15 protein-coding genes are annotated in these 21,635 nt (G+C 39.7%); 6 read left to right on the plus strand and 9 right to left on the minus strand.

The window, feature by feature from the left end:
* Positions 1–73: 73 nt before the first annotated feature.
* The 4 genes from H5186_RS17620 to H5186_RS17635 all read right to left on the minus strand — a co-directional run bounded on the left by H5186_RS17620 (position 74) and on the right by H5186_RS17635 (position 5,686).
* Positions 74–1,432 carry a GGDEF domain-containing protein gene (locus H5186_RS17620; RefSeq protein ID WP_182794737.1) on the minus strand — a complete coding sequence of 453 codons (1,359 nt, stop codon included), beginning with the start codon at positions 1,430–1,432 and terminating at the stop codon, positions 74–76.
* A gap of 296 nt (positions 1,433–1,728) precedes the next feature.
* On the minus strand, positions 1,729–3,678 hold the full coding sequence (locus tag H5186_RS17625; RefSeq protein ID WP_182794738.1) for a methyl-accepting chemotaxis protein: 1,950 nt from the start codon (positions 3,676–3,678) through the stop codon (positions 1,729–1,731).
* A gap of 573 nt (positions 3,679–4,251) precedes the next feature.
* Complete coding sequence (locus H5186_RS17630) at positions 4,252–4,848, minus strand: LysE family translocator (protein WP_182718885.1); 597 nt, start codon at positions 4,846–4,848, stop codon at positions 4,252–4,254.
* Positions 4,849–4,864: 16 nt separating this feature from the next.
* On the minus strand, positions 4,865–5,686 hold the full coding sequence (locus H5186_RS17635; RefSeq protein WP_182718886.1) for an AraC family transcriptional regulator: 822 nt from the start codon (positions 5,684–5,686) through the stop codon (positions 4,865–4,867).
* Between the two features lie 461 nt (positions 5,687–6,147).
* Between H5186_RS17635 and H5186_RS17640 the strand changes: the two genes are divergently transcribed.
* Complete coding sequence (locus tag H5186_RS17640) at positions 6,148–6,555, plus strand: hypothetical protein (protein WP_149980980.1); 408 nt, start codon at positions 6,148–6,150, stop codon at positions 6,553–6,555.
* Positions 6,556–6,630: 75 nt separating this feature from the next.
* Here the strand turns inward: H5186_RS17640 and H5186_RS17645 are convergent, their stop codons facing one another.
* Entirely contained in the window at positions 6,631–7,800 is a 1,170-nt protein-coding gene (locus H5186_RS17645) for an MFS transporter (RefSeq protein ID WP_149980981.1), read from the minus strand.
* Positions 7,801–8,101: 301 nt separating this feature from the next.
* Between H5186_RS17645 and H5186_RS17650 the strand changes: the two genes are divergently transcribed.
* The 3 genes from H5186_RS17650 (at position 8,102) to H5186_RS17660 (ending at position 12,584) form a co-directional block, all read left to right on the plus strand.
* Positions 8,102–9,046, plus strand: a complete 945-nt coding sequence (locus tag H5186_RS17650; protein ID WP_182718888.1) for a Gfo/Idh/MocA family protein — start codon at positions 8,102–8,104, stop codon at positions 9,044–9,046.
* Between the two features lie 20 nt (positions 9,047–9,066).
* The gene (locus H5186_RS17655; protein WP_182794739.1) at positions 9,067–9,576 is read left to right on the plus strand and encodes a M23 family metallopeptidase; all 510 of its coding nucleotides are present in this window, start codon (positions 9,067–9,069) and stop codon (positions 9,574–9,576) included.
* Positions 9,577–9,662: 86 nt separating this feature from the next.
* Entirely contained in the window at positions 9,663–12,584 is a 2,922-nt protein-coding gene (locus H5186_RS17660; protein ID WP_182794740.1) for a UvrD-helicase domain-containing protein, read from the plus strand.
* A 45-nt stretch (positions 12,585–12,629) separates the two neighbouring features.
* Here H5186_RS17660 and H5186_RS17665 read toward each other — a convergent pair whose 3' ends face one another.
* Positions 12,630–13,577 carry a sodium-dependent bicarbonate transport family permease gene (locus tag H5186_RS17665; protein WP_182718891.1) on the minus strand — a complete coding sequence of 316 codons (948 nt, stop codon included), beginning with the start codon at positions 13,575–13,577 and terminating at the stop codon, positions 12,630–12,632.
* 130 nt (positions 13,578–13,707) lie between these two features.
* On the opposite strand from H5186_RS17665, the gene H5186_RS17670 reads away from it, so the two are divergent.
* The gene (locus H5186_RS17670) at positions 13,708–14,673 is read left to right on the plus strand and encodes a LysR family transcriptional regulator (protein ID WP_182718892.1); all 966 of its coding nucleotides are present in this window, start codon (positions 13,708–13,710) and stop codon (positions 14,671–14,673) included.
* A 38-nt stretch (positions 14,674–14,711) separates the two neighbouring features.
* On the opposite strand, the gene H5186_RS17675 is transcribed toward H5186_RS17670, so the two are convergent.
* The 3 genes from H5186_RS17675 to H5186_RS17685 are packed head-to-tail and all read right to left on the minus strand — an operon-like array spanning position 14,712 to position 18,670.
* The gene (locus H5186_RS17675) at positions 14,712–15,713 is read right to left on the minus strand and encodes a LacI family DNA-binding transcriptional regulator (protein WP_145233053.1); all 1,002 of its coding nucleotides are present in this window, start codon (positions 15,711–15,713) and stop codon (positions 14,712–14,714) included.
* Positions 15,714–15,771: 58 nt separating this feature from the next.
* On the minus strand, positions 15,772–17,298 hold the full coding sequence (locus H5186_RS17680; RefSeq protein WP_182794741.1) for an MFS transporter: 1,527 nt from the start codon (positions 17,296–17,298) through the stop codon (positions 15,772–15,774).
* 43 nt (positions 17,299–17,341) lie between these two features.
* The gene (locus tag H5186_RS17685; protein WP_182734311.1) at positions 17,342–18,670 is read right to left on the minus strand and encodes a GH1 family beta-glucosidase; all 1,329 of its coding nucleotides are present in this window, start codon (positions 18,668–18,670) and stop codon (positions 17,342–17,344) included.
* A 321-nt stretch (positions 18,671–18,991) separates the two neighbouring features.
* On the opposite strand from H5186_RS17685, the gene H5186_RS17690 reads away from it, so the two are divergent.
* The gene (locus H5186_RS17690; protein WP_182794742.1) at positions 18,992–21,568 is read left to right on the plus strand and encodes an exo 1,3/1,4-beta-D-glucan glucohydrolase; all 2,577 of its coding nucleotides are present in this window, start codon (positions 18,992–18,994) and stop codon (positions 21,566–21,568) included.
* Positions 21,569–21,635: the final 67 nt, after the last annotated feature.

Below are 21,635 nucleotides of genomic sequence, written 5' to 3' on the forward strand. Positions count from 1 at the left end.
CATAGGTATTTACATGTGTGTAAAGCCAGCCTAAATATATAAATTTGCTCTGAACTAATACAGCCAATACAAGTTAAGCGACTACGATACAATTACGACCTTGTGCTTTTGCCTCATAGAGTGCTTTATCTGCGCGATTAAAAATAACTGAACTCGAGTCATCTGCCTGATAACATGTTACCCCAAAGCTTGCGGTCACTTTAGGTAAGCTCACTTCATCTAATTCGCTAATATACATTCGTAATCGCTCTGCAAGTTGATGGGCTTGTTGCTTATCTTGTGTGGGGGAAATAATTGCAAACTCTTCGCCACCGATACGAAACAGCATATCCATGGTGCGTATTTGTGGCTGTAATTGTGTCGCAAGATGTTTTAATAACTTATCACCTATTTGATGGCCATATTGGTCGTTAACTTGTTTAAAGTGATCAATATCCAATATTATTAAAGCAAATAGATATTCGCTTCGTGCTGCCATATTGATCTGGTTTTCTATTTGTTCTTCCCACTTGTTTCGGTTAAATACACCGGTTAAGCGATCTTGGGTTGCTAATATTATTAATTGTTTTTCAATTTCCTCACGGCTAGTCATTTCCTGATTCAAACGTGATATAACAATTTTTATATCGTGTTCTAATGCTGCAAGCTCATCTTTAGTTTTGATCTTTTTTTGAAGTTCCAAGGGTAACTCATGGTGTTCAACAGAAGAGTTTAACGTTTCGATATTAGATTGGATGCGTTGAATACGACGTAAAATAATTTGAATAATAAAGGTCGTTAACAGCAAGCCTAGGATGATGGCGCATATACCGAGTAAGCTGCTGACAAATAGAAAGTCTTTTTCGTGCTGATCTGTGTAATACGCATCATCAGAGGTTAATTTATTTAATTGCGCTATTATTTGCTTTTCTGCACTTTCTAGCTCAGTTGCCATTGTTTCGACTTGCAACCGCGCTTGCTCAGTAAGTTGATTTTGTTGGTAAACATTTTCTAAATAGTTTTCGAACTCGTCACTTTTTTGCGTATAGTTTTCAATTGTGGTGGCCACTTTTTGATGTGCTTCAGGCTGTAATATGACTTCTTTTAATGCTAATGAGTGATTAATCATTGCTACCGCTTTATCGAGCAATTGTTTTATTTTTTGTTTTTCAAAAGCAAATTGTTGATGTGGGTTGAGCGGCTTATCATCAATTTTGTTTTTTAGTTGAAATTGCTCAAATTGCAGGTGTTGTTCAAGCTCTATGAATTCCACTTGTTGCATTAACTGACTTAACGGAATATCCAGAAAAGCCACTACGCGCATTTCACGCTCTATTTGATTTACTTTATAGGCCGAAAAAACAATAACACAAAACAAAAACGTTAATAAAAAAACAAATAATCCACCAATTTTTTGCTTTATTGACGCATTGTACCAGTTGAATACCGACATAAAGTTCCTCACTGCTTAATAGTCCCTCAAGTATAGTTTAAAAAGCGCGTAATCTAGCTTATTCAGTATGACCACAGCAAGCATTAATTATTCTGATCTGTTGATGATAAATCTATCTCTGGCTGGAGAGTAAAACGAATATTGATTTTTAATCAACATGTTATTAAATATTTAAACCAAAGCTCAAGCTAACTATATATTTGGTAAAGGGTTATGGAGCTCTACAAGTCATTTTGGCTGGCACTGTAACTGTGCGGTAATTAATCTTCACCAGACAGTTACATATAAAAATGACATTAAACAGTAAATTTAACGATCAATTGATTTAATTGCGTTGCTAAACGGGCGATATCCTCACTCGAACTCTTAGTTTGACTTGCTGCAACTGAGTTTTCTTGAGAAATAGTTTTCACATTGACAACATTTTGATTAATGCTTTCGGCGACAGAGCTTTGTTGCTCTGCGGCGCTGGCTATTTGTATATTCATGTCGTTTATGATTGAAATACTATTTGTAATTGACTCAAGTGCTGCACTGGCTTTTTCAGATTGAGTAACACATACTAAGGCATTTTCTTTACCTATACCCATTGTTGCCACTGTGCTATTTGTGCCAGTTTGTAGTTGTTTGATTATATTATGTATTTCACCCGTTGAATTTTGCGTTCTAGATGCTAGTGAACGAACTTCATCGGCAACAACTGCAAAGCCTCTACCTTGCTCACCAGCTCTGGCAGCTTCAATAGCAGCATTTAAGGCTAATAAGTTAGTTTGCTCGGCAATCGCTTTGATCACATCTAATATCGTGCTAATGCTCTCAACAGATTGTTGCACACCGCTTAACTCGGACGATGAATCATTAATATTACTTGAAAGTTTATTTATTGAGGAAATAGTTTCTTTGACAACTTGGTAACCCAATACGGCTTCGTTACTTGCAGTATTTGCTGCATCGGCTGCTTGAGCTGCGTTATTAGCTACATCACGCACAGTTATGGTCATCTCATTCATAGCGGTTGCAACCATATCTGTTTCAGATTCTTGATTGCGGATCCCTTGCGAGGTTTGATCTGTTACCGCAGCAAGCTCTTGTGAAGCAGACTCAAGCTCTTTACTTGCATTTGTAATTGTAGAGATCATTGCTTTTAAATTGTTTGCTGTATTGGTAATAGCATTAAGTAGCAAGCCAGTTTCGTCGTTTGCAGTGTTTTGTATATTTATATTAAGTTGACCTTTTGCTAGCTGATTTGCAGCTGCTACTGCTTCATGAATTGGCTTGGTAATAATGCGGGATAACATCATTGCAGCTGCAATACCGATAACAATAGCGAGTAGCGATATTGATAATAAAAAATAAAAGCTATAACTAATAGCCTCTTTTAATTCAGTGCCAAGAGCGGTTTGCTTACTCAGCATTTCCAACTTAATGTCTTCAATTAGATTCGCGACTTTTGGGCCAATCATGTCTAAAGTCTTTTTAGAAATATCGTTTTGCTTAATTAACAGCTCATTAAGCTCTTTAAGGTGATTAATATATGAGTTATAGCTTTGCATCGCTTTTTTAAGAGATGCTCTTCTTTGCGGATTTTGTAGATTGCTATCGAGCGTGTCTAACTCGCCTTTTAGATCGTTGACTAAAAAGTTCATTGCAGCTTGGTAGTCCTTGTTGTTAACCGACTCAATAAACTTAAGTACAAAAATACGGCCAGTTAGCATTGAACTTAGTGCATTTGCGCCCTGATACGAAGAGGTCAGGCTGTTATCAGTAAACGCCGTGTCGGTAATTGAATCTAATTCACGGCGCATTTCTTCGCCGTATTTACCAAGGGCTGGTATACGTTTTTTTTGTATATCATCCATTAATACTACAACGCTCTCAAACGCCTGATTATATTCTTTTATCAACTGTAATATTTGGTCAATTACAGCATTCATTTTGGGGTCGCTGATATCGTTTTTACTATCTGTAGTAAATTGCATTGTGGCATTAAAGCGCTCTTTAAAGCTTTTTACTGACTCGGAATCCTTATTGCGCAGAAATTTAGAGGCTGACATTCGCATCATCAGCATATTGGCCTGAATTCTACCTGCTAGAGTAGTGACTTGCGTTATTTTTTGGTATTCATCTGTTTCTGTGCTGGCTTTTTGTAATGCTTTCATGCTGATGCCAACAACGACTAATAACAAACAAAGTACCGTTGCAAAGCCAACACCTATTTTTTTCCCTAAGTTTAAATTTTTGAACATTGATAATCACACCTTCTAGTTGGGGTTAAGCATATTATATTCTTAACAGTGAAGACTGGGACGCTGTAAAGAACACAATATGAACCATTAATATAATTTGAACTGTGGATAATAAATCTATTTCCAGCAGCTATTTCCAGCGTTCGATTTATTTAATAATCAAATACTTATATCTTAAATTCGTTTTATTATCACTGGAAGTCTATGGATGGAAAGGTGAAATATAAGTTTGTAAAATAAGAACAAACTGTTAGTTAAAATGTTAACCAGAGTTCAGGTTGATATAGAAAAACTAATTTCCTTTGTAGATTAGCAGAGGAGCTAAAGTAATCATATAGTATTATATTACATTTATGTGGTTTTTAATAACCGTTATGCTTACTCTTAAAGGTGTAGTTGCAAGGTTGTAGTGTTAAAAATGTGAAATTATCAGAAAGTAATCTTCAAGATGTTATTTTTAACAGCTAGAATTCAGTGGTGCGTTCATCAAAAGGTTTAGATTAAGCAGGTAGAGATTCAAGCAGGATAGTTAACTGTTTACTTCACTCATACTGAGTGAAGTAATAATCATAATTACTGTACTAATACGTGTGTGAGGGCTATATCAATGGCAACCACGACCAGCAAAACAGCCATGACTAAGTTAATTATTTTAAAGTATTTTGAGTTTGTCATATGTTTACCAATAGCATGGCCAGCTAATGAGTAACTCGCAGGAGCGCCAAACGCTAGTAATGCGAGGATACATGACCAAACGATGACTGCCATGCCTGATATATCCGCTGCTGGAAATTGAATGGTGGTGATGGGTAATGTCGCAGCCAGTGCTTTGGGATTAAGTAGCTGCATCCATAAGCCGTTACTAAATGATAGCGATTTTGTAGTGGTTTTTTGATTGTTAAAATTGACCTGTGTTTTAGCAATTCTAACCGCGATATATAGTATATATAAACAACCTGCAAAGCTTAAAACTGGTAATATTTTCGCCGGGATCAACTCTATACCCACATAGCCTAGTAATATAAATAAGATTAGCATCGCGGTGGCTACACCTGAGAAAAAGCCTAAATGTGCCGTGGTTTTATTATTGATGCCACTTTGTAAACCGAGCAGATTGATGGGTCCAGGGGTGTACATTATACCTATTGCATAAGCGAATATTTCTAACATTTTGATCCCTTATTGTTTAGAGCGAAAGTTGTAATTGGTATTGTTTAGGAGTTAAACCATAAATACGCTTGAAATGGCGATTTAAATGGCTGTTATCGGCAAAGCCCGAATCTAATGCGACCTGAGATGCTCGTGCGCCTGATTCGATATATTTTCGGGCCATATTTATCCGACAGTTCACCACATATTGATAAGGCGTTAGGCCAAACTGCTTATTAAACAGCCTAATGAAATGATATTTCGACATAGTAGCGACACCAGCGATATCATCAATTGAGATGTCATGACCTAAGTTCGCCATAATGTAGTCTTTTGCTTTAAGTAATAAAGTGTCTTTTCTTGAACTGAGCCCCAGCGGCTCTATGGCGCAGCCTGTCTGTTTGATGATTGAATGAGCAATATTAAACAGCGTGTTTTCGGTATCAATGGTTGTGTAATTGTTACCACTGATAAGTTGTTTGAGCGCTAAAATCTGCTGTGCTAATTGTGGGTCTGCCAGCAAAGGTGTAGCGACTCTTGGCGTTGCATGTTTGGTGTAACCCAATGCTTTAAACATTGGTTCAAATTCATTTGGGTGTACATAGAGCATAACGTATTCAAGATGTTCTGTTAAACCTGAGTGACCATCGTGAACGTCTTCTGGGTTAAATACTATTACTCCGCCAGTTGGACTTTTGTGAAAGGCTCTTTGACTAAAAAAATCTTGCCGACCTTTTAAGGTAACACCCAGTGAGTACTCTTCATGGGCATGTTTTGAGTAGCTAAAGTCGGTCATCTTCGCATCAAGCAAAGTAAACTGGTTTAATGTTTTATCGTTGATGTACTGAAATTGATTCATTTGCTTCGCACTCTTCGCTAATCACCTATTGCTTGAGTATAAGCAGATTGAAATATAAAAACTTGAACAAAATTGCGCGATTTAGCTATTCAAGCAGCTATAGTATATCTATTAAAAATATGGGCATTCTTGCTGATCAAATAGCTCACTAATTGCGTTAAAGTAAATTCATGGAGGCAAAAGGTAGAGCAATGCAAGAGCAATTGCAGAGAACAACTATACGTCATAATTTTTGCCCTGTTATTGAGTTATTTTCGTGAAGCTATAAGGTCAATAATTTAATGCAATTAATATTAACAGAGCGAGGAAGCTGTTTTATTAGACTAAAGTCTATAAGTTAATTTTCTTCACCTATTAGGTTTATTTTTATCGTTTGTTGAAATTGAGCTAACACTCTAAAGTTCAATTGTCGGCACCAGATACGACACGATTTAGGCAAATAATCAAATAGGAATATAATCATGAAACGTACACTTATCAAAACTATTGCTCTTAGCTCACTATTAACATGTTCAGCTGTTGCTCTGGCTGATCAAAGTGATTACAAATTAATGGTTATTGAGACAGCAACAGCGCCACAGCCAGTTGAACAATCATTTAATAATTGCGCACTAAACGTTAAATCAAAAAATTACGCGCAAGCAGAAACAATGTGTACTAAAGCGATTGCGTTGCTAAAACAAAGCGAAGGCCCAAAAATGAAATTACGTGAATTAACATCGTTTGCATTAAGTAATCGCGGTGTATCACGTATGATGGCTAAAAATGATACCGCTGGTCTTTCAGATTTATATGAAGCTGCACAAATGGCTGATAGCGCGATGGTATCGCATAACCTTACTCGTGCTAAAGAATACCTATCTTTATAAATTAGGCCTTATTACTTGAATTAAAGCCCCATACTGTTAACTCAGCATGGGGTTTTTGCGTTATTAGGCTATGGCTTATCCTGCCACAGGGGTATTGTCAGTGGAGATGCCTTTAAGGCTTTTGATCAGCATATAAATACAGGTGGTGAATAAACAACCGCCTAAATACAACATAATGCCGTTAGCTGAAGCAAATAAGTTGGCAGCAAGCAAAGGCCCAAAGACCGAGCCAAAGCTGTAACTCAGTAACATAATTTCCGTTGCTGAGACTATTTTTTCGATTGGCAATGCGTCACAGGCTAAGGTGATGGCAATGGGGTAGAGTGCAAAACTTGCAGCCCCTAAAATAAAGTAACTGGCCATCAATACGTTGAAGTGTACAGCTTGCATAATACCAACTACACCCATCGCGCCAAATAAACAAAATAATGCCATTAATAAGCTTTTTGCCATTCGTGTTGATAAATAACTCACCAACGGCTGTACTAACATACCGCCTAAAATAATCACCGCCATCAAGGTGCCAGTAAAAGCGGCCTGCTCACTTTGGGCAGCGATATATACTGGCATTAAACCGTATATTGGGCCAAGTACTAATCCTGATACCAAACAGCCTAAAATTGCTGGGCGACTGAGCTTTTTTAACTCAGTTAATTGTAGCTTTTGCGAGTGCTGACTTTGCGGTTGCCCTGATTTAATCAGCAGCGGTGCTAACATCGCTAAAAATAATAGAGCAATAACAAACAAATAGGGGAGTGGGCCACTGGTGCCAAGCGGATCGATAGCTAGTTGGCCAACGGCGCTGCCACCGTACAGGGATGTCATATACAGGCCTAATCGTTTAGCTCGTGCTTTGGCAGTGTCAGTCATTAGTAACCAAGATTCAACCACCACAAATACCCCAGCTACGGCGATACCAGCTACAAAGCGGGCTAAAAGCCACACGTTGGCATTAGGTAAAATAAGCTGTGCTGCAACACTGAAAATTAATAACCCCAGAAATGCCAGAAAAGCATGACGGTGGCCTACTCTTGCAACAATACGCTCAATAAAAAAAGCACCAATTAATAAGCCAAGATAAAAGACACTAGCTAACCAAGAGGCAAGTTCATTATCAAGCCCAAAGGCGCTCAATGATAAAGGAATTAGACTCATTAAAAAGCCTGAGGCAATAGCAAAAAAAGACAAACCAATAACAGGTGCAAGTGGGTTATTTGGTTTATGACCGGCAGCGAGCTCAACCATTAAAGAATCCGATTTAAAGGGCATAAATAATTGCGTTGGAGTGTTTTAATAGCTGGCAATTATTTTTGGTTGGTTAATTTTGCGGCGAATTTAATCCGATTTTGAACACAAGTAAAGTTATATTTGAATATTTACTCAACATTTTATTTAGAACACTTAGTTAGGTAAATAAACCGGTTATTTACGTCATTTTGGTATCATTTTTTTAGCGAAATTGTTTAAAATTTGTAGTTGTTTTATCAATCTAAATAATAACTTGGTATGCTGTGTTTTTATTTTTCATCAAGAGGCAGTAGTAAAAATGAACCAGCTAACAATCGCTTTAGTCGGGCTTGGGGATATAGCACAAAAAGCATATTTACCTATTGCCACGCAACATGCACAGATCGATCCTATTTTTTGTACACGAAACCTGACAACATTAACGCAGTTAGCGAAGCAGTATCGGGTTCAAAAGTGCTTTACAGATTACCAAGCGGTACTGGCGTGTAAGCCCGATGGGGTGATGATCCACACTAATACTGAGTCTCATTTTACGTTTGCGAAGCAGGCACTTGAACAAAAAATCGCTACGTTTGTGGATAAGCCATTAGCGTATAGTTTTAGTGAGGTAAGTGAACTTATTGCGTTAGCAACTAAACATAACACGCCATTATTTTTAGGTTTTAATCGTCGCTTTTTACCAATTATGGCCGATATTGCAAAGCCACAAATACGCCATCTTAAATGGCAAAAAAACCGCTTAAATTTACCAGCACAGCCGCGCACTTTTATTTTTGATGACTTCATCCATGTGGTTGATAGTTTATGCCATTTTGCAAATGTAGAGCGTTTTGATCAACTTAACCAGTTACAGGTGTTTTCACAGCTAGATCCACAAGGCTTATTGGCAGCAATACATGTTAGTTTTGAGTTTCAGGGGCGGTTATTTCAAGGCGCTATGGATAGATTAAGTGGCTGTAATGAAGAAGTGGTTGAAATAACCGGTTTGAATGAAAAGTGGCGGTTTGAATCGCTAACCAATATGACCTCTATGGTCAATGGAATACAGCAGAGCGCGATGCAAAATGATTGGCAAGCAACACTATATAAACGGGGCTTTGAGTCAATGCTAGAGGCATGGCTAACGGCGGTTACAACGCAGCAGGTAGACCAATTACAGCTTAAAAAAGATAGTTTAACACATGAGTTGTGTGAGTGGCTGGTTGCACACGTATCAAACAATAATGAACTATTTCACTGTTAAACTATTTCAAGGAAGCTGTAATGAAAGTGATGAAGTACATGGGACTAACATTCTTGACAGTCCTTGTTATTGGGCTGCTCATACCTGAAAAAATAGTGATCCCAGTCAAAGGTGCAACAGCAAATGATTGGCATCATAATACCTTTTGGTATAGCCCTTGGGGTAAATCAGGTGTACACAAAGGGATAGATATTTTTGGCAAAAAACACACGGCAGTGGTTGCTTCGGTAAGTGGTGTGGTGCTGTATTCAGGTGAGCTAAAGCGCGGTGGTAAAGTGGTGGCATTACTTGGGCCTAAGTGGCGACTGCATTACTTTGCCCACTTAGAAAGTTATTCGGTAAGTGCAGGAGACTATGTTGCAGTCAGTGAGGTGATTGGTAGCTTAGGAGACACGGGGAATGCGGCAGGTAAACAACCTCACGTACATTACTCTATTTTATCGTTACTGCCGTACCCATGGTTAATGACCGCGCAAAGCCAAGGCTGGAAGAAAATGTTCTTTTTAAATCCAGATGAAAAACTACGCTAAAATAATTGCCGTTATTTTCACACTTATCCAGCTGATTAACTTAAAATACCGGTAATTCACTCTTTTGATTTAGGAATTCAGCAGTAATGAATTCTATTGCAGTTAGCCTGTTTGGCAGGATGTTTTCTAATAAAGCCATGTTGGCGTTTGATCACCATATGTTGACCATTTGCCAAGGTAACTCAACGAGACAAATAAGTTGGAGTGATTTGGAGGCACCGCCGTCGTTTGCTTTCGGCTTGTTTGGTCAAGCGATTTCTTTTGTTACGGCACAACAAAATCATACATTTTCGCTGCTGGCATATGGTGCTCACCGTAAATTTCAAGCTGAATTTGAACGCTATTGGGTGAACGCTAATGAAGCTAAGCTTGACACTTTTCTTAATAAAATAACAAAACTGGTCAAGCAGCGATATTTACGCCAGTCTTATGTTAGTCATATTCAGCGGTTGGCACAGCAAGAGCATGAACGTTGGTTGCCGTGGATAAAAAACAGCCCCGCATTTGTTTTAGTGGATAAAAAAATAAACGTATTAGAGCAATATGCAAACTGGGATGCTGCACTTACCCAGTATCTACAACAAAAATACGTTACTAAGCAACTTAACCTACACCACGCTTTTTTTGACCGTGTTGAAGCAAATCCATTAACACTAAGTCAAAGACGTGCTTGTGTGATTGATGACGATAATAACTTGTTATTGGCTGGCGCAGGCACTGGCAAAACCAGTGTCATGATTGGCAGGGCGGGGTTTTTAGTGCAAAGTCAGCAGGCAAGTTACAGTGATATTTTATTGCTGGCCTATGGTCGCAAAGCTGCTGATGAAATGGATCAACGGATCGAAAATAAGCTCGCCACCGATAAAATAAAAGCCGCTACTTTTCATAGTGTCGGACTGGAGATTATCTCACAAGTTGAACGTGCTAAACCGACTATGAGTGTATTTGCAGAAGACGAAAAAGTGAAAGCAAAATGGGTGCAGCAGTGCTTTGAATCATTGATTGAAAACAGTGCCGAGTATCGTCATCTGGTTTTAGATTATTTTAGTAAATACTATTATGTTGAAAAAAATGAATTTGATTTTAAAACATTGGGTGATTATTACAGCTACTTAAATGATAACGATATCCGTAGCCTAAAAGGCGACAAGGTAAAAAGCTTTGGTGAGTTATATATAGCTAATTGGCTGTTTTATCACGGCATAGATTATCAATACGAAGCGCCTTATAAAGTTGACGTAAAAACCATTGAACGCAGACAGTACAAGCCTGATTTTTATTTACCTGAGTACGATATTTACATTGAATATTACGGCATCGATGACGCTGGCAATACTGCGCCTTACATTGATAAAGCGCAATACCATAGCGAAATTGATTGGAAAAATACCACTCATGCCAGTAATAACACTCACTGTATAGCTTTGACTTATGGGCAACATAAACAAGGTAAGCTGTTAAACGAACTTGAACAAGCGCTTTTAAGTGCGAGCGTGAAAACACAGATATTGCCCTTAGAATCACTGCTCGAAAGCTTAAAAGAAACTGGCAGGATCACCGTATTAGCTGCGTTATTTAGTCAATTGCTGAGTTTATATAAGGCGGCTTATTTAACTGATGCTGATGAAGTTGATGTCATTAAACGCTCCCTTGACGCCAAACAAACAACCCAAGCGTTGGCGCTATTAAAACCAATTTTATCTAACTACAACGCTCACTTGCAGCAGCGCGGTGAAATTGACTTTGATGATATGATTATCAAGGCAATCGAGTATGTTGAGTCGGGCAAGTTTAAATCGCCTTGGCGTTATATTATGGTTGATGAATTTCAAGATATATCACAGCCAAGAGCACGATTGGTTAAAGCACTTCGCGATAGCAACAAAGGTAGTTCAGTATTTGCAGTGGGTGACGATTGGCAAGCAATTTACCGATTCAGCGGCGCTGATATTAAGTTGACCACTGAGTTTGCAACGTATTTTGGCTTTACTACGCAAACGGCGCTGGATCTTACGTTTCGTTTCAATAATAAAATTGGTGAAGTTGCCTCAGCATTTATTAGTAAAAATCCCGCGCAGCTTGATAAAACGATTACTTCTTTAACTCAGGTTTCACATCCTAGTGTGTCGTTATTAAGGCGCAGTAGTAATGCGTCTATTGGTTATAAAAATAGTTATTACAGTGACATTCCTGAACTATTAAATGGTGCGATTGATGACATACTCTGCACAATACACAGCAAGGCATGTAAACCCACAACCGTGTATTTTTTAGCGCGATTTTGGTTTCAGCTACCAACAAATACGGATATTAAAACCATGAGTGTTAAATACCCGTTGTTAAAAATTCAGTCGCAGTCTTTTCACGCCTCAAAAGGTAAAGAAGCCGATCATGTTATTATTATCGGATTACAAAAGGGTAAACATGGTTTTCCATCTGAAAAAGTTGCGCCCGCAATTATCGAAGCTTTATTACCAGCGCCAGAAAACTTAGCTTACGCACAAGAGCGACGGTTATTTTACGTTGCACTAACGCGCGCAAAACACCGCGCCTACATCATTGCTGATATGACCAATAGCAGTTGTTTTGTCTCGGAGTTAATTGCTGAACATGACATAGAACTGGATGAATTTACTAGTGATGTTGATCAATTACATATCGCAGATATAAACTGTATGCGCTGTGATAGCGGGGTATTAAAAAAACACAGTGGTCGTTTTGGGCCATTCTACGGCTGTTCGTTATTTCCGCGTTGTGAGCATAAAGAAAAATCGTGCGAGCAGTGCCAAAGCCCAATGACTCGCAGTCGCTATACAGGGTTTAAATTATGTATAAATACAGCCTGTAACCATCTAGTGCCAACGTGTGATAAATGCGGTGCTGAAATGGTATTACGCAATAGCGCAAAAGGGCAGTTTTGGGGATGCAAAAATTATAAAGGTAATGATCCACTTAGCTGTAAAAATGGCAAAGACAGTAAGTCAATTCAATGGCCCGAGCTTACTTAACCTATAGACAGATAAGGGCTAAATAGCCCTTATCTGTTGTTTAATTTATTGCATCGCAACAGCAAGTTGATGATACAAACCGATTCCGATAAGTACGTTAAATGGGAAGGTGATGCCTAGTGAACTGAGCATGGCCAGACCTATATCGGCTTTGGGGATCGCGGCTTTTATAGCGGCAGGCGCTGCAATATAAGATGCACTGGCCACTAAACTCCCCAAGATAACGATTGAGCCTAACTCAAGCGCTAATAAAGTGCCGACACTGACTCCAATCGCGCCTAATATTAATGGACTGATTATAGCAAATAGTGTCAGTTTCCAGTGATGCCAAGGTATAGGGCGTAATGTTTGCGCTGCCGTTAAACCCATTTCGAGTAAAAATAATGCAAGCACGACTTTAAAACTATTGGTTAATAATCCAGTTACTTGGCTGCCTTGCTGTGTGCCATACATCATACCAATAACAACACCGCCTACGAGGAGAATAACGCTCTTATTGGTTAAGGTTTCATGCCAGAGTGCTTTAAGCGATAAGGTATTATCGGCACTATGTTGTTTATCAAGTCGTCGATAAATTAACAGCCCTACGATAATCGCGGGAAGCTCTAGCATCACTAAATACAGGGTTACTTCAGCACCTACTGCTAGCTGCGCCGATTCAGCATAAGCGAGGGCGACTGCAAATGTCCCCGCGCTTACGGAGCCATAATGGGCGGCGATACTTGCGCTGTTCGCTACCGAAAGTTTTATCACATATTTTAAAATAGGGTAGAGCATTAAAGGTATAAATGCGCCAAGCAGCATCACCGAGCCCATTTCTGGCAATAATTGCCAACTAAGATTGCCGTGTAATACCATGCCGCCTTTTAAGCCTATGGTCAGCATCAGCAGCAAACTTAAGGTCTCGTAAGTTGCTTTTGGAATAACGAGATCAGAACGTAAAATCCCCGCAACTAAACCCAAAACAAAAAACATTACAACAATATCTGGCACACCTTTCTCCTATTAATTTAAAGTTGCGCTATTGTAGATAAAATCATGCATTGTAAATAATAAAATGATTGGTAGTTGGTTATAGGTTATTATCTATGGGTTGATTAATACCAGAGGGGATGTGATAGCGATGGATTTAAGACATATTTCTTTTCGGCTGCTTGAAGTGTTTATGAGTGTAGTAAAAACCGGCTCGATCAGTGAAACCGCACGGCGTTTACACTTAACTCAGCCAACGGTGTCGCTGCAAATTAAACGTTTACAAGAGGCTGTAGATGAGCCGCTGGTGATTATGCAGCAACAAAAACTGCATGTCACAGAAGCCGGGCATGAGTTATTTAGGACTTGCCAACGAGTGTTTGGCCACTTTGATGATTACAACGATTTTTTAGCTGAACTCAAAGGGGGTGAGCGCGGGCGATGTAAAATCGCCATGGTGAATACCGCACAATATATTTTGCCAAAATTACTCGGGCCCTATAGTAATTTGCATCCTCATGTTGAGTTGCCTCTTGAGATTGGCAATAGAGCAGAGGTGTTAGCGCGCTTTGAACGCGGTGAAGATGATATTTATGTATTTAGCCATCCACCGTCACTTGAACATGCAAAAGCGGCACGGTTTTTAAAAAACCCGCTTGAGTTTATTGTGCCTACTGATCATCCATTAGCTAATCAACAACACGTTGCACTTTCTGAGCTAGTGAAATACCGCTTTTTATTAAGGGAGCCTGGCTCTGCAACCCGGATGTTATTTGAGAGCGAACTGCAAAGACGCGGTTTAGTACTGAGCAACAGCGTGCAAATGGCAAGTAATGAGGCTATTCGTGTTGCAGTATCATCAGGAATGGGAATTGGTGTGCTGTCTCGCCATGTGTTGCCAATAGGAGATCATGGCTTCAAAGTATTAACTGTAAGTGATGCAAGCTTAGCAAGTCATTGGTACTTTGTGATCCGCACTGATCGGCATATTGCTCATGCTGCGCGTAGTTTTTTAACATTTGCCCAAGACCACCTTGAACAATACTTAGATGGTCGATGGGTACGTAATGAATTGCATGGGCTGAATCTAAGTTTAGCTGATCAGCAAATTCGTTAGTTGAAAATTCAACCTAGTGAACGAATGATTTTACCGCATTAATTAATATCTGGCGTGGAGTCTCTTAAAACGAGAGTCGGCTGGAATACACGATTAATTGTAATGCCAGGGCGTTTGTAAATGTCTTTAAGTACAAGGTTAGCCGCCATTCTGCCCATCTCTGGGACTGGGTTATCTATGGTTGTTAGAGTTGGGTAAAGGTAATTGGTGAAAATCACGTTATCGTAGCCCATAATGGCGAGATCTTTCGGTAAATTAAAACCGTGTTCTCTGGCGAACTTCATCGCACCTGAGGCCATCTCATCATTGGCACAGACAATTGCGCTAAATTGCGCTTTATTTTCAATAAAATGTTTTAAGCCATCATTGCCGCCGGTTTCTTTAAAGTCGCCTATGTAAAAAAGGCTTTCATCAAAGGCTATATTGTATTCAGCAAGCGCTTTTTTATGTCCTACGAGTCGGTCTGACGCATCAACTTTAAATTGTGGACCCGCAATATAAGCAATATTTTTGTGCCCTTTATTGATCATCGTTTTAGTGGCAAGATAACCGCCTAGAACGTTATCAAGACTAATACAGTTGTCTTTAATTTCCTCAACATAACGGCTCATTAAATAAATGGGGATTTTTCCCTTACTAAGTTCAATTAGATATTCGTCCGATACTATTTCCACATGGGCAATTATGGCATCACAGTTACGACTGATTAAAAATTCAAAGCCATTTTTCTCTTTGTCTTCGTCACTGTGCCCTGCGGTAATAATAACATGCTTACCTGCGGCACGAAGTTGCTGCTCTATCGCCGACATCATTTGGCCAAAGAACGGGCCGTCTAGTTCAGAGACTAAAACACCAACACTACTGGTACGACTCGATGCTAAAGAACGGGCAATAGAACTGGGTTGATAGCCAAGTTGCTGCATTGCTTCGAGCACTTTTTTCTTGGTTTTTTTACTTACATAATCATTGTCGTTCAGAACCCTTGATACCGTAGAGAGAGAGACACCTGCAAGTTCTGATACTTGATAAATTGTAGCCATTAATTTCCTAGCGTTATTATTCGCACTTTATAAAAACGTATTGATAATGAAATATAATTTACACATTACTGCGTCTAAAAGCCAAGTCTTCCGTGATTTTCTGCGTCATTGCGGGTGTCAACGGATAGATAAGCATCAAGGCGGCACCTAAAAAAGCAAATGCTGCGGGGATCCAACTCATTAATAGTTGCATGCCAGGTAATGATTGCGTAATGGTTGCTTCGTTCATGCCGTTATAGCCATAGCCTGCCAATACCACTAATACTAATGCCCCAGCGAAACCGCCGCCAGTTTTTTGCACAAACGTCCCTGCTGAATAAATTAAGCCCGTGGCGCGGCGTTTGTTTTTCCACTCAGAATAATCGGCAGCATCCCCTAACATGCTAAAAAACAGGGTAGGCATCATGGCAGCAAAAAATTCAGCTGCACACCCAAAAGTAAATATGGCAACAATGTTGTCAGCAGTCACCCAATAAAATGCTGTGGTTAATAAGCCACTTAATATTAAAGAGATGATAAATAAATTACGTTTGCCTATTAGTTCGGCAAGTTTACCAGTGGCAAGAGCGCCGAGGATAGACACCACTAATAACGCAACGAAGTATTGGCCTGCCATCAGTTCGCTGCCAACCTGATATTTAAAGTAATAAGCAATTACACCATACTTTATACCGTTGAACATCATGGTCAAAAAGCCCATGCCTAATAAAATTAACCAAGGCTTGTTGGTGAGCAAATCAACCATATCACGTTGAGTTCCGGTGAGATTTTGATGATCTTTGTTGAGTAATTTTTTTATCACAACAGTCATCATAGTCATGATAAATGCAAAAAATAGCCCACTGTAGATTTCGCGATAATAAAAGAACAAGGTAGTTGCCAATAATGGCAGAATAATAAAGGGTAAGTTTTTAGTTAAATCTTTGAGCTCTGATTTTAAATTACCACTGGTTGTTTTGTGGGGGATTACCCGCTCTTTGGTGCTAACAAAAGTGATCACCATCAAAACAATTAGTAATGCTGCAAATAAGTACATGGTTAACTGATAACCTTTGGCGTTATCGCCATCGCCAAAATAAGCAACCAGTTCAGGTAAAAAGCCCATCACTAATAAACCGCCTGCAAAGGCTCCGGCAAAGCGAAAACTCGATAGTTTCGTGCGCTCGGTATCGTCTGGACTCATTACTCCCATTAATGCAGAGTAAGGCACGTTACTCACCGTATAAGCTAACGTTAAGCCTATGTAGGTAACGTAGGCGTAAATTAACTTGTTGGTGTCATTGAAATCAGGTGTGGTGAAACACAACACCATGAACAGTCCTAAAAAAGGAGCAGACCATAAAATCCACGGTCTGAATTTACCAAACCGAGTGGTGGTTCTGTCTGCAATCATTCCCATAATGATATCGGTTACACCATCGGATAACCTAACCACCAAAAATAACATAGCTGCGGCCGCAGCCGATATGCCAAATGTGTCAGTGTAAAATACTGCTAGGTAGGCAAGTGCACCTCGCCAAACTAAGTTGGCTCCGGCATCACCCATCGCATAACCGATTTTTTCGTATAAAGGAATTTTGTTCACTGTGTGTTTCTTATTGTTGTTTTTAAAGGAGCACTAGCTAAGTTTACCGGCTAGTAATTAAACTACTATACGCAAGGCCACTGGCTTTTACAGTACGTTGTTGAGTTTGATAATCAACATAAACGATACCAAATCGCTTTGAATAGCCTTCAGCCCATTCAAAGTTATCCATTAGGCTCCATGCAAAGTAGCCATGGATCACCACACCTTGTTCAGTTGCGTTATGCAATGCGTTTAAGTGTTGCTGATAGTAAGCTATGCGATCTGAATCGTTAACTTTACCATCTATCATCTTGTCGGCCATTGCTGCGCCATTTTCAGTAATATAAATCGGTGGTAGGGTATATTTCTCATTTAACGATACTAATAATTCAGTAAGTGCTTGCGGGTAAATTTCCCAACCAATATCAGTTAATAGGCCTTGATGTGGGCGCTCGTCATAAAAATCATCAGCGCTTGCTTGGTAATGTAAACGCGTATAAAAATTAACGCCAAGGTAATCTAATGGCTGCGCAATAATTTCCATATCACCGGGGTGAATATCTGGACGCTGCTCTGCTGGAAGTTGCTCAATAATATCTGGGTATTTGCCAGTCATTACAGGGCGCATATACCAATGGTTAATATAATCATCAGCAAAGGCTGTGGCTTTAAGATCTGCGTCACTTTGTGTTACCGGGTAACAGGGAGTAAAGTTGAGTACGATACCATTAAGTGTCTGTGGGCTATTTTTAGCCAGCATTTGCATCGCTAAACCATGACCTAGTAATAAGTGATGGGCAGCTTTTCGGCCAAATTCCCGACCGACAATACCTGGGGCATGCACACCAATTTCATACCCTAAATAAGAGCTGCAAAAAGGTTCATTTAAGGTTGAATATGAATAAACACGATCACCAAACGCTTTGCTAATAAGATCTGTGTAGTGAGCAAATTCATAGGCGGTATTACGATTTAACCAGCCGCCTTGATCTTCTAAATACTGCGGTAGATCCCAGTGATATAAAGTGACAAATACCTTGATGTTGCGGCGTTTAAGTTCATCTAGAAGATCAGTATAAAATTTCACACCTAATGGGTTTAAACTACCATCTTGATGCATTACGCGTGGCCAAGAAATTGATAAACGATAGGCATCAACGCCCAGAGAATCTATTAACTCAATATCTTGAGGCCAACGAGTGTAGTGTTCACAGGCGATTAGACCATTTGAGTTATCGGCAATTTTATCGTCTTGAGCACAAAAGGTGTCCCAAATACATGGCAGACGATCTGCTGCACCACCTTCAATTTGAAATGAAGCAGTTGCTACGCCAAAAGTGAAGTCTTTGCTCAGTAGCGGCGAGTGTTTAGGTAAAGATAATTGTTTCATTAATAGAAAACCTCTGCTTTCTTTTTATAGTCCGTGATGCTGTTATTTTTAGCTTTTAAAGCTAACATATCTGAAAGCGCTTCCATATTTAATTTGATTAATGCCAATAGATGGTATTTAATGACTTTAAGGAAGCGCTTCCACATTTAGGTTAGTGACTATTTCTTAACAGGTCAACAGTTAAATTTTAATTTCAATGATGACAAAAAATAGTTCTACCGTTGCTTAGATGAATAAACCGCTTGGTCTCGCTTTTGTAATACAGCAGGTACTTAGAGTCTTTTAAGCAGCAATGAGTTGATAATAGATAGGTATATAAAAATGAAAACACACTTACACACAGCTAAGTTACCTACACTAAGTTTGTTAGCTGGATTAGTTACTCTGGCTGGTTGTTCAGCAAGCGAAAGTAAAGATACGTCTCAAAATAATAGAGCTGTTGAACAAATGCAGCAGCAACAATCGCTAGCTATTTGGCCAAAGCTGAATAATGTGGTTCGAGCTGATCCGCAAATTGAGTCTAAGATTGTTCAGTACTTGCAGACGATGACATTAGAGCAAAAAGTTGCGCAGATGATTCAACCTGAGATCCGCGATATAACGACTGATGATATGCGTAAATATGGTTTTGGCTCGTATTTAAATGGCGGAGGCTCATTTCCGAACGCGAATAAACATGCCACACCACAAGATTGGATTGCACTTGCTGAACAGATGTATCAAGCATCGGTTGATGATTCTCTTGATGGCATCGATATTCCTACCATGTGGGGCACCGATGCTGTACATGGTCATAATAACGTGATTGGTGCAACGTTATTTCCACATAACATTGGCTTAGGCGCAGCAAATAATCCCGCTTTAATAGAAAAAATAGCCGCTGCGACGGCAATCGAAGTGATGGTTACTGGTATTGATTGGGTATTTGCGCCGACTGTTGCTGTTGTACGTGATGACCGCTGGGGTCGAACTTATGAAGGGTATTCTGAAGATCCAGAGATTGTCCGCCGGTACTCAGTTGCCATTGTTAACGGCTTGCAAGGCCATGCCGATGGTGATTTTTTAAGTAATAAGCGGGTGATTAGCACAGTTAAACACTTTTTAGGTGATGGCGGTACCGTCGATGGTGACGATCAAGGTAACAATATCGATTCAGAGCAAGCCTTGTTTGATACTCATGCTCAAGGCTACATTGGTGGTTTGTCGGCTGGTAGTCAATCTGTTATGGCGTCGTTTAATAGCTGGCATGGTAAGAAAAATCATGGCAATAAATACCTGCTTACCGATGTACTGAAAACGAAAATGGGCTTTGATGGCTTTGTTGTTGGTGATTGGAATGGCCACGGACAAGTTGTAGGTTGTAGTAACGAAAGCTGCCCACAGGCTGTAAACGCGGGGCTTGATATTTTTATGGTTCCTACGGGGGCGTGGAAACCACTTTATGAAAATACGATAGCGCAAGTGAAAGCCGGTGAAATTGCCATGAGCCGAATTGACGATGCTGTTGCGCGTATTTTAAGAGTCAAACTAAGAGCGGGTTTATTTGATAAACCGAGCCCTGCAAAACGTCAGTTCTCAGGTAAAACGCAGTTAATTGGCGCGCAAGCGCACCGCGATATTGCGCGACAAGCTGTGCGTGGATCACTGGTGTTATTAAAAAACAACAACAATACTTTGCCGATAGCGGCTAATTCACGAGTATTAATTGCCGGAGATGGCGCAGATAATATTGCTAAGCAAGCGGGGGGCTGGAGTATTACTTGGCAAGGCACCAATAACGAAAATACCGATTTCCCTGGTGCTACGTCAATCTTTGCGGGTTTAAAAGCGCAGATCACGGCCGCAGGTGGAGAGGCCATTTTAAGTCCTGATGGACACTTTACACAAAAACCTGATGTGGCGATTGTGGTGTTTGGAGAAGAACCTTATGCAGAAGGACACGGTGACAGGGATAATCTTGAGTTTGAGCGTAATAATAAAAAGTCGTTAGCGTTATTAAAACAGCTTAAATCAAAAGGCGTGCCGGTCGTATCGGTATTCATTTCAGGTCGACCAATGTGGGTTAACGCTGAGTTAAATACCTCTGATGCGTTTGTCGCCGCATGGCTACCGGGTACAGAAGGACAAGGTGTGGCCGATGTATTATTAACTGACGCAGGAGGTGATATTCAGCATGACTTTACTGGTAAATTGTCGTTTTCATGGCCAAAATCACCACTGCAAACCGCAGTAAATAGAGATGATGTAGACTATTCGCCACTATTTCCTTATGGCTTTGGTTTAACCTATACAGATAAAAATACCCTGGCAGATAATTTAAATGAAGACTCAGGTGTTGATATAGCTAGTTTGCCTAATATGGCTATTTTTAATGGCGTGCTGACTGATCCATGGCGATTGTTTTTAAAGTCAGCACAGCAGCAAGTTCAAGTAGCTAGCAATAGCGTTGAATTAGCTGGTATTAGTTATCGTACTGAAGATAAAAATATTCAAGAAGATGCAATGGCATTTGTATTTACAGGTATAGGCCTTACTACAGCCGAAATCAATAGTAACTTCACTGAAGATAAAGTGGCTTATATCGAAGCAAACTCAGCGCTGAGTTTTGATTACAAGATAAATAGCGAATTTGCTGCTCCATTATTTGTTGCTATGAGTTGCGAGCATGGTTGTGGTGGACGTGTTGATATCAGCGCAGAACTCAAAAAGGCTACATTAAATAGATGGCAAACACTCAGCATAGACTTAACCTGCTTTACTGAGCAAGGCGTTGATTTTTCAAGAGTGACTAGCCCATTTTCATTACAGAGCACGGGTAACGGTTCGGTTTCTGTGGCGAATATCAACTTTGTGCCAGAAGGAGCAAAACAGGCAACAATTATCTGCCCAGATAGTTAACTTAGTCTTTGATTTTGTTGTGTTGTGCAAAGCCCTTTACGTTTTTAAAGGGCTTTTTATGCTCACT

This window comes from Pseudoalteromonas sp. SG41-2, from assembly GCF_014164535.1.
GTDB lineage: Bacteria > Pseudomonadota > Gammaproteobacteria > Enterobacterales > Alteromonadaceae > Pseudoalteromonas > Pseudoalteromonas rhizosphaerae.